General features: G+C 63.2%; 1 protein-coding gene. It reads right to left on the bottom strand.

Features of this window, described 5'->3' with window-relative positions; translation table 11 throughout:
• Positions 1–23: 23 nt before the first annotated feature.
• Positions 24–723: transposase (locus BSZ39_RS12990; protein WP_143180564.1), on the bottom strand; the 700-nt coding region annotated here is incomplete at its 5' end.

Raw genomic sequence — 723 nt, 5'->3', positions numbered from 1 at the left:
GGGGGGTGTCCCTATGGTGGTTGTCAAGCAGCTGCAGAGATTCGGGGCTCGTATAGCGTGCCTGTTTTCATCATCGCGTACATGACGTTCAGTCGGCGACGCGCCAAGCACATGACCGCCGCGTTGTGGCGCTTGCCCTCGGCTCTCTTCCGCTCGTAATACGCCTTCGACAGGGGGTCGTGGCATGAGGCGACCCACGCGGACCGGAACAAAGCGTTCTTCAATCGCTTGTTCCCAGCGCGGGCGGGGAACTCACCTCGGATGGACGTCCCGGACCGTCGGGTCACTGGGGCGATCCCGGCGTAGGCGGCCAGGTGTCCTGGGCTTGGGAACGCGGACATGTCGCCGGCGGCCAGGAGGATCTGCGCTGCGGTCTTGACCCCGACTCCCGGCATTGACGTCAAGACCGTGGAAAGAGGGAAGTCGTCGACCAGCTTCTCGACCTCTTCGGCAACGATGTCCCGCTGGTGCTTGAGCTCTTTGATCTGTGCTGCGACCCTCGGGATGACGAGCTCGACAGCTTCTGCACCGGGCACCGTGACAGTCTGCTCAGACAGTGCCGTGAAAACCTGGTCGATGAGTGGGCCCGGGTCTTTCCTGCTGTGGTTACGTGCCCACCGCTTCACCCCGGCCTTCCCAGCAGCCTTGAGTCCGGCGGGTCCGTGGTAACGGATGAACAGATCCAACACGATCGCCCGGGTGAGGACGACACCAGGGAAAACG

It is taken from the genome of Bowdeniella nasicola (assembly GCF_001907295.1).
Taxonomy (GTDB): domain Bacteria; phylum Actinomycetota; class Actinomycetes; order Actinomycetales; family Actinomycetaceae; genus Bowdeniella; species Bowdeniella nasicola.
Note: the sequence above shows the minus strand (reverse complement) of the source record. Positions and strands in the feature narration are given on the sequence as shown.